8 protein-coding genes are annotated in these 9,189 nt (G+C 67.6%); 6 read left to right on the plus strand and 2 right to left on the minus strand.

Annotated elements, in window-relative coordinates:
- Positions 1-40: 40 nt before the first annotated feature.
- A complete protein-coding gene (locus F3H57_RS05600; RefSeq protein WP_149754869.1) occupies positions 41-2,485 on the minus strand; it encodes a ligase-associated DNA damage response DEXH box helicase in 2,445 nt (814 codons plus the stop codon).
- Positions 2,486-2,560: 75 nt separating this feature from the next.
- Here F3H57_RS05600 and F3H57_RS05605 point away from each other — a divergent pair, with 75 nt between their 5' ends.
- From F3H57_RS05605 to pnp, 5 genes are all read left to right on the plus strand, one after another.
- Positions 2,561-3,082 carry a DUF1643 domain-containing protein gene (locus F3H57_RS05605; protein ID WP_149754870.1) on the plus strand — a complete coding sequence of 174 codons (522 nt, stop codon included), beginning with the start codon at positions 2,561-2,563 and terminating at the stop codon, positions 3,080-3,082.
- Positions 3,083-3,172: 90 nt separating this feature from the next.
- Entirely contained in the window at positions 3,173-4,333 is a 1,161-nt protein-coding gene (locus F3H57_RS05610; RefSeq protein ID WP_149754871.1) for a calcium-binding protein, read from the plus strand.
- 246 nt (positions 4,334-4,579) lie between these two features.
- Complete coding sequence (gene rpsO, locus F3H57_RS05615) at positions 4,580-4,849, plus strand: 30S ribosomal protein S15 (protein ID WP_149754872.1); 270 nt, start codon at positions 4,580-4,582, stop codon at positions 4,847-4,849.
- 164 nt (positions 4,850-5,013) lie between these two features.
- On the plus strand, positions 5,014-5,652 hold the full coding sequence (locus F3H57_RS05620; RefSeq protein ID WP_149754873.1) for a hypothetical protein: 639 nt from the start codon (positions 5,014-5,016) through the stop codon (positions 5,650-5,652).
- A gap of 245 nt (positions 5,653-5,897) precedes the next feature.
- Positions 5,898-8,042 carry a polyribonucleotide nucleotidyltransferase gene (gene pnp / locus F3H57_RS05625; protein ID WP_149754874.1) on the plus strand — a complete coding sequence of 715 codons (2,145 nt, stop codon included), beginning with the start codon at positions 5,898-5,900 and terminating at the stop codon, positions 8,040-8,042.
- A 243-nt stretch (positions 8,043-8,285) separates the two neighbouring features.
- Here pnp and F3H57_RS05630 read toward each other — a convergent pair whose 3' ends face one another.
- Positions 8,286-8,732, minus strand: coding sequence for an Lrp/AsnC family transcriptional regulator (locus F3H57_RS05630; RefSeq protein ID WP_149754875.1), 447 nt, complete (start codon positions 8,730-8,732; stop codon positions 8,286-8,288).
- A 191-nt stretch (positions 8,733-8,923) separates the two neighbouring features.
- On the opposite strand from F3H57_RS05630, the gene F3H57_RS05635 reads away from it, so the two are divergent.
- A partial coding sequence (locus F3H57_RS05635; RefSeq protein ID WP_188129603.1) for a transposase occupies positions 8,924-9,189 on the plus strand: 266 nt, incomplete at its 3' end.

Consider the following 9,189-nt stretch of genomic DNA (forward strand, 5'->3'; position numbering starts at 1 on the left):
CCGGTCCCTCAGGCGCCGCAGCGCCACCGGCTGGAACATCTCACCATGGCACCCGCCAGACCGGCCGCGCCGGCGCATCCACCGCCGCGAGGCCCGATGCGTCGAGGAGCCGCGTCACCTCCTCCTCGAGCAGCCTTTCGTCGGCGCTCCCCGCGATCGGGACCCGTCCCGGCTCCAGAAAAAGCGGCGCCGCAAGTGGCGTGACGCGGGTAAGGTGGAGAAGGTCGATGCGGTCCCCGACGCGTTCGGTCATCTCGCGGATGCGGTCGAAATCGACGAGGCCGCGCATCGCTTCTTCGCGGGTGATCTGCATCAGCAGGTGGTCGGGGTCGTATTTCAGCAACGTGTCGTAGAGGATGTCCGACGACATCGTCGCCTGCTTGCCGGTCTTGCGGGTCCCCCCGACCTGCCGCTCCAGGAGCCCCGCGATATGGGCCGAGGCACGGAAGGTGCGCTTCATAACCGCGTTCCCGGCAAGCCATGTGTCGAGCCCCGCCTCCAGCCGCGCGATATCGAAGAGCGGGCGCGGATCTGTCACCGCGTCGAGCCCCCAGATCAGCGTGGCGTAATCGGTGGAGACGAACCCCATGGGCGCCAGACCCTCCTCCTCCATCCGCTTGGTCAGGAGGAGGCCCAGCGTCTGCTGCGCGTTCCGCCCGGCAAAGCCGTAGACGACGAGCTGTTCGCGCCCGTCATGGGGAAAGCTTTCGATCAGGAGGCGCCCGGGCTGGGGCAGGCGCGACACCTCGCGCTGAAGCCGCAGCCAGTCGGCGGTGTGTTCGGGCAGATCGGGCCAGTCGTCCTGCTGGCACATCCGCACGATGCGGTGCGACAGTTGCGTGGATGTCGAGAACTTGGTGCCCATGAAGGTGGCGATCTTCGGCTTCTGCGCGCTGTCGCGCGACACCTCCACCACCGTCTCGCGCAGGCCCTCGTAGCGCACGATGCGCCCGCCGATCAGGAACGTGTCGCCCTTGGTGAGCGAGGCCGCGAAGCCTTCCTCCACCTCGCCGAGGGGGGCGCCGCCGCGGCCGCGCATCCGCACCTTGAGCGTGTCGGTGTCCTGGATCGTGCCGATGTTCTGGCGGATGCGCAGCGCGCTGCGCGGATCGCGCAATTGCCAGAGCCCGTCCGGCCGTTGCAGGATCCGCCGCCACTGGTCGTAGGCGCGCAGCGCGTAGCCGCCGGTGGCGCAGAAATCGAGGCAGGCGTCGAATTCCGCCCGCGTGAGGCCCGCATAGGCCCCGGCCGAGATCATCTCCGCATAAAGCATTTCGGCGTCGAACGGCCCGGCGCAGGCGGCGATCAGGATGTGCTGGCACAGCACGTCGCGCGGACCCGGCCCGCGCGGCTCGCCGTCGAGGTCGCGCTCCTTCACCGCTTGCAGGGCGGCGACGCATTCGACCACCTCGAAGCGGTTGGCGGGCACCAGCAGCGCCTTCGACGGCGCGTTGTAGCGGTGGTTCGCGCGGCCGATGCGCTGCACCAGCCGCTTGACGTTCTTCGGCGCGCCGACCTGGATCACGAGGTCAACGTCGCCCCAGTCGATCCCCAGATCGAGGCTGCCGGTACAGACGATGGCGCGCAGATCACCCGCGACCATCGCCGCCTCCACCCGCTCGCGCTGTCCCCGGTCGAGCGATCCGTGGTGGATGCCGATGGGCAGCCCCTCTTCGTTGGCGAGCCAGAGGTGGTGAAAGAAGATCTCCGCCTGCGCGCGGGTGTTGTGGAAGATCAGCGTGGTGCGGTGCTTTCGGACCTCCTCCAGCACCGCCGGGATCGCATATTTCGCGCCGCCGCCGGACCAGGGCGGGGGCGTGTCGGTCACCAGCATCTCGATGTCCGGCTCGGGGCCGGGATCGGCCTCCAGGATCTCGCAGGGGTCCGGATGGCGGGCGAGCAATTTCGCGATCTGCGCCGGATCGTCGACGGTGGCCGACAGGCCCACGCGGCGCAGGTCGGGGCAGAGCGTCTGCAGCCGCGCGAGCGCCAGCATGAGCTGATCGCCGCGCTTGGATTCGGCGAGCGCGTGGATCTCGTCCACGACGACGCGCTTGAGGCCCGCGAACATGCGCGGCGCGTCCTCGTAGGAGGTCAGGAGCGCGAGGCTTTCCGGCGTGGTCAGCAGGATGTGCGGCGGATCGGCGCGCTGGCGCTTTTTCTGCGTGGCGGTGGTGTCGCCGGTGCGGTCCTCCACGCGGATCGGCAGGCCGGCCTCCTCGATCGGCGTGCGCAGGTTGCGCTTGATGTCGGCGGCGAGCGCTTTCAGCGGCGAGACATAGAGCGTGTGCAGCCCCGGCTCGGGCGCTTCGGCCAGTTCCGATAGCGTCGGCAGGAAACCGGCGAGCGTCTTGCCGCCGCCGGTCGGGGCGATCAGCAGGAGCGCGGGCGCGCCGGCGCGGTCCAGCATCGTTTCCTGGTGCGGGTGCATCTGCCAGCCACGGGCGTCGAACCAGTCCTGCAGGGCGGGGGGAAGCGCGGTCATGCCCCGCAATCTATGTGCGCCGCGGCGAAGGCAAGGCGGGTTGCGCCCGGCGCCGTCGCGCGGCAGAGCCGGGCCATGATCACGCGGCGGCACGAAGCGGGCGGAACGCGGTCCGAGGCGCTCTATTCGCCCTGCGGGCGGTATCGCTATGGCCTCGCCCGGACGTGGGATGCGCAGGCGGCGCCGGTGCTCTTCGTCATGCTCAACCCGTCGACCGCGACGGAGATGGCGAACGATCCGACGATTCACCGCTGCGAGACGCGGGCGCGCACGATGGGCGCCGGCGGCGTGAAGATCGCCAACCTTTTCGCGTGGCGGGCGACGCGGCCCGCCGATCTGCGCTGCGCGGAGGACCCCGAGGGGCCGGAGAACGCGGCGCTGCTGGCCGACTGGGCCGGGGGCGCGGCGATGACGGTGGCGGCTTGGGGCGTGCACGGCGCCTGGCGCGGGGCCGGGCCGGCGCTGGCGCGGCGGCTCGGGCCGCTGTGGCATCTCGGCCTGACGCGGGACGGGCATCCGCGACATCCGCTCTACGTCGCCTACCGGGTAACGCCGGAGCCGTGGCCGGCGGCGGAGCGCTACCCGGTCGGCGGTTAACCTTGCGCTGCGATTGAGATTGATCGGATCGGCGATTGGGCGGACATTCGGCTCGCTTTCCGGCTGGGAAAGCCTTTCGGGAATTGCGCGATGCTTTGGCTGACCGGTCTGGTGGGCATCATGATGTTGGGATCGGTGGCGATCATCGGCACGACCCCCGTCACCGATGATAGTGACGACGAGGCCGAAGCCGGCGGGCAGGGCGAGACGGCCGACAGCTTCGATGTGCCGCCGCAGGTCGGCGGCTCCCCGGGGCCAGGACACGCGGAGGCGCCCGGTGCCCCTTCCGGGGAGAGCGCCGGCGACGACGAGGCCGGCCCCGACACCCCTGTCCCGGCATCGGACGAATACCTTTCCACCGATCTGCTTCCCGCAGCGGCGCCCGAAGCGGTAGCGGAGAGCACGACGCGCGAGGGCGGGCGGATCGCTTTGGGCACCTCCGCGGCCGACATGCTGACCGGATCGGACTTCACCGACCATCTTGACGGCGGCGCCGGCGACGACCTCTTGCGCGCCTCGGACGGTGACGACGCGATGACGGGCGGCGCAGGGGCCGATACGCTCTTTGGCGGGGCGGGGGCCGACACGCTGCATGGCGAGGGCGGGACCGACCTTCTGGACGGAGAGGGTGGCGGCGATCTGCTGGACGGCGGGGCCGAGGATGACGCGCTTTTTGGCCATGGCGGTCACGACACGATGCATGGCGCGGGCGGGAACGACATTCTGCAAGGCGGTCTCGGCGACGACGTGTTGCGCGGCGGGGCCGGCACCGACGCACTGCACGGCCGCGAGGGCGCCGACACGATTGCGGGCGGGGCCGGTGCCGATACGCTGATGGGCGGCGCCGGTGACGACCTGCTGGAGGATCGCGGACCCGGGTCGGGAGAGGGGGATTTCCTCAACGGTCACGGCGGTAACGACACGCTGATGCCCGGCGCCGGCGACATCGCCTCGGGCGGGACCGGCGCGGACACCTTCGCGCTCGGCTCCCGGGCGGTGGGCGACCCGGCGGAGCTGACCGATTTCGACCCCGCCGAGGACAAGCTCGTCGTTCTTTACGAAGAAACCGGGGCGCCGCCTGACGTGGCGCTGGCGCCCGATCCGGACAATCCGGCGATGGTCCGGCTGCTGCTCGACGGTGCGGCCGTGGCCACCCTTGCGGCGGCGGACGCCCCCCCGCTCGATGCGATCGCCCTGGTGCCGCAGGGGGCCGCGCCGGTCTTCGGTTCGGGGCCGGTTGCGGGAACCTGATCGCATGCCGTCCCTACGCGCCTTCCTTCATGCGGCCGGCTGGACGCCGGGAAGCGCGAGGACCCTCGTTTGCCGGGCGCCGCGACGTGCCACCGCAAGGCACCCGTACTTTCCGCTTTTCACGCCGGGCGATTCGCCCTATAGGCGCGCATCCGGACGGCCGCGCCGCCGGACTTCTCCACGGGCCATGCTGGACGACATCCCGGCTTGCGCCATGACCGAAACACCTGATGACAGGAGATCCCGATGTCGATCACGGCTGAAACCAAGCAGCAGATAATGAAGGACTACGCGACCAAGGACGGCGACACCGGTTCGCCCGAGGTGCAGGTCGCGATCCTGACCACGCGCATCACCGCGCTGACCGAACATTTCAAGACCCACAAGAAGGACAACCACTCCCGTCGTGGCCTTCTGAAGCTCGTGGCCCAGCGCCGCAAGCTGCTCGACTACCTCAAGTCGCGCGACGAAGAGCGGTATCGCACGCTCATCGGCAAGCTCGGCATCCGCCGCTGAGCCGATCCCGCCGCACGTTACGGATGCAAGGGCCGCCCGAGGGGCGGCCCTTCTGCGTTCTGGCGCCCGGGGCCAGCGGACGATCTTTTCTGGAACAGTTGAGCGGATCCCCTGTTCTGCCCCTGCCGGCGGGACACGACGACCGAATGCGGAGGAGACCCGACATGACCACCAGAGCGATCCTTGCCCTTGCGGCCAGCACCACACTCGCCCTTTCCGGCGGCGCATATGCCCAAAGCTCCGACAGCGGCTCCGAGGCAACCGCTGGGGGCGGCACGGGGGCTGACCAGGCGTCCGCCGATATCACCTGCGCCGAGTTCCTCGTGCTCGACACGCCGCAACAGGGCGAGATCCTGATGCCGATCATGCCCTCGATGCGCGAAGCCGGCACGCAATCGGGCGACGCGATGTCCGGCGACACCGCCAGCGGCGAGAGCACGGAGTCCGGCGACGGCATGAACGCGGCCGAGATGGAGCAAGGCTCGGACGCCGAGATGGCGTCCGGCGGCATGAGCGACACCGACCCGGCGCCGACGGGGGCGGACGGTGACGTCACGGCCTCGGACGGCGGTGCGCTTCAAAACGATTCCGAGACGACCGGCACCGAGACGGCAGACAGCGGCGAGGATGACATGAGGTCCGGCTCTGCCACGGCCGGCGCCGCGGAGCGCAACGACATGCACATGGCGGCGATGGTGACCGGCGTCTTCGAAGTCTGCGGCGAGGACGGCGAGAACTCCGTCCAGGAGGCGATGAACACCGCCGCCGAAACCGTGGGCAACGGCGCAACCGATAGCAACTGAACCACCGGGCATGCCGGTGCCACAGGGGCGGTCCGGTCCGGTCCGCCCTTTTTCGTGCAACCGACCGGTGACGCCGCTCCGCGCTTCCCAAGGAGCATGTTTTCCTATAGACGCCCGGCATCTGAGACGCGGCGCCCGGGCCCCGGCGCTCGAGGACATGATGATGGGGCCGGCGGCAATGGGGCCGCCATTCAAACGGGAGACCCGGCATCCGGCCGGGAGTGCTCCCAGCTAGGATACGCTGAATGTTCAACGTGACGAAGAAATCCATGCAGTGGGGCGAGGATACGCTCACACTGGAGACGGGCAAGGTCGCCCGTCAGGCCGACGGATCGGTCATCGCCACCCTGGGCGAGACCTCCGTGATGGCCAACGTGACCTTCGCGAAGCAGCAGAAGGAAGGCCAGGACTTCTTTCCCCTGACCGTCCACTACCAGGAAAAATACTATGCCGCGGGCAAGGTGCCCGGCGGCTTCTTCAAGCGCGAGGCGCCTCCCACCGAGAAGGAGACGCTGACCGCACGCCTGATCGACCGCCCGATCCGCCCGCTGTTCGTCCCCGGCTTCAAGAACGAAGTGCTGGTGATGTGCACCGTGCTGAGCCACGACCTCGTCAACGATCCCGACATGGTGGCGATGATCGCCGCGTCGGCGGCACTGACGATCTCGGGCGCGCCGTTCATGGGGCCGATCGCTGGCTGCCGTGTCGGCTACTCGGACGGTGAATACGTGCTGAACCCCGATGTCGAGGACATGCACAACCTGCGCGCCAATCCCGAGCAGCGGCTCGATCTTGTCGTCGCGGGCACCAAGAACGCCGTGATGATGGTCGAATCCGAGGCCTACGAGCTGACCGAGGAAGAGATGCTGGGCGCCGTGAACTTTGCGCACCAGCAGATCCAGCCGGTGATCGACCTGATCGTCAGCCTCGCCGAAGAAGCCGCGAAAGAGCCGTTCGAGTTCACCCCGCCGGACTACTCGCAGCTCTACGAGCGCGTGAAGTCGCTGGGCGAGAGCAATATGCGCGATGCGTACTCGATCCTCGACAAGCTGGAGCGCCAGCAGGCGGTCGCCGCCGCCAAGGAGGCGATCAAGGCCGAGCTGAGCGAGGAGGAGCTCGAGGACAAGAACCTCGGCGCCGCGCTCAAGAAGCTGGAATCGACCGTGCTGCGGGCCGACGTGGTGAAGAACAAGCGCCGCATCGACGGCCGCGCGCTCGACGAGATCCGCAACATCGAGGCCGAGACCGGCTTCCTGCCGCGCACCCACGGCTCCGCGCTTTTCACCCGCGGTGAGACGCAGGGCCTTGTCGTCACGACGCTGGGCACCGGCGACGACGAGCAGATCATCGACGCGCTGCACGGCAACTTCCGCTCGAACTTCCTGCTGCACTACAACTTCCCGCCCTACTCGGTCGGTGAAGCTGGGCGCGTCGGCCCTCCGGGACGGCGCGAGATCGGCCACGGCAAGCTCGCTTGGCGCGCGCTGCAGGCGGTGCTGCCGGCTCCGACGGACTTCCCCTACACGATCCGTGTGGTGTCGGAGATCACCGAATCGAACGGCTCCTCCTCCATGGCGTCGGTCTGTGGCGGGTCGCTGTCGATGATGGATGCGGGCGTGCCGCTGACCGCGCCGGTGGCCGGCGTGGCGATGGGCCTGGTGCTGGAAGAGGACGGCGAATGGGCCGTTCTGTCCGACATCCTCGGGGATGAGGACCACCTCGGCGACATGGACTTCAAGGTCGCAGGGACCGAGAAGGGCATCACCTCGCTGCAGATGGACATCAAGGTCGCGGGCATCACGTCCGAGATCATGTCCCAGGCGCTGGACCAGGCGAAGTCCGGCCGGATGCATATCCTCGGCGAGATGAACAAGGCCCTGTCCGAGGTCGGCGCGTTCTCCGAACACGCCCCGCGGATCGAGACGATGAATGTGCCGCAGGACAAGATCCGCGAAGTCATCGGGTCGGGCGGCAAGGTCATCCGCGAGATCGTGGAAACGAGCGGAGCCAAGGTCGACATCAACGACGACGGCGTCATCAAGATCGCGTCCCCCAACGGCGAGGCGATCCAGAAGGCCTACGACATGATCTACTCGATCGTGGCGGAGCCCGAAGAGGGCAAGGTCTACAAGGGCCGCGTCGTGAAGATCGTCGATTTCGGCGCCTTCGTGAACTTCTTCGGCAAGCGCGACGGGCTGGTGCATGTCAGCCAGATCATGCCGAAGCGCCTGAACCATCCGTCCGACGTGCTGAAGGAAGGCCAGGACGTGTGGGTCAAGCTTCTGGGCTTCGACGACCGCGGCAAGGTGCGCCTGTCGATGAAGGTCGTGGACCAGGAGACCGGCGAAGAGGTTTCCGAGGAAAAGAAGGAAGAGCCGGCGGACGAGTGATCCGCCGCCGCTCCTGACGGAATGACGAACGCCCCGGGCCGGTGCCCGGGGCGTTTTCTTATGTGGACAATCGTCAAGGGCGACGGTCAACGAAGCGGGGCTCAATTCGCCCCCAAAAGGCAGAATTGAGCCCGTCAGCGGCCGCTTGGGCAACGGGCAGCGAAAGCCCGGATCGAGCCCTTCCACGACATTCGGCGGCACTTGGATTCAGGACAACGACCCAGCCCGTCTCGTTTGTTCAGTTTAAGTGGCCCGCTCGTCTTTGGGTGATCCCATGACGATATATGACGTGATTGCATGGACATGGGATTGAGTGCCCAAGACCTCCGTATGGAAGCGCTTGTATTCCGAGAGGTCGGCGCTCTCGACGCGGAGGAGATACTCGAAAGCCCCTGCTATGTTATGGCACTCTACGACCTCTGGCGCGACTGACATGGCGCGCTCGAAGCCCTCCTGTGCTGCCTTGGTATGGGAGGAAAGGCCGACCAGGACGTAGGCGGCAAAACCGCGACCCATGCGCTCAGGGCTGGTCACGACCCTGTATCCCCGGATCACTCCTGTTCGCTCGAGTTCCTGAACCCGCCTCAGGCACGCCGAGGGAGACAGGCTGACCCGTTCAGCCAGAGCGACATTGCTGATCCGGCCGTCACACTGTAGCTCGCGCAATATTTTCTGATCCAATGCGTCCATCGGGCGTCAATCATTGTGCATATGAGTCTCATGATAGACTATTAGACGACATGTTGCGACCTTCTCCCGCTATTGTTGCATCCAGGCAATATAGGGGGCACGCCCCATGAGTTTCGCTATCCTGACGGCTTTGTTGGGCAAAGGCGGGGTGAGGGATTCATCTCGTGAATCCAGCGTGGTAGCTGGTCTGCATGAGCAGACCTACGCCGCCGAGCTACAAGACCAGGAACTGGCCGGCCTACAACGAAGCGCTGAAGCAGCGTGGCTCCCTGACGATCTGGTTCGATCCCGACATGGTCTGGGTGCCGCCACCGACCGGCAAGCAAGGCAGGCAGCCGCAGTATAGCGATGCCGCGATCCAGACGTGCCTGACGATGAAAGTCCTCTTCGGTATGGCCCTCCGGCAGACGACCGGGTTCGTGGAGAGCCTGCTCCGCCTGGTCGGCCTCGACTGGAC

The sequence above is a fragment of the Roseivivax sediminis genome, assembly GCF_900112685.1.
GTDB classification, from domain to species: domain Bacteria; phylum Pseudomonadota; class Alphaproteobacteria; order Rhodobacterales; family Rhodobacteraceae; genus Roseivivax; species Roseivivax sediminis.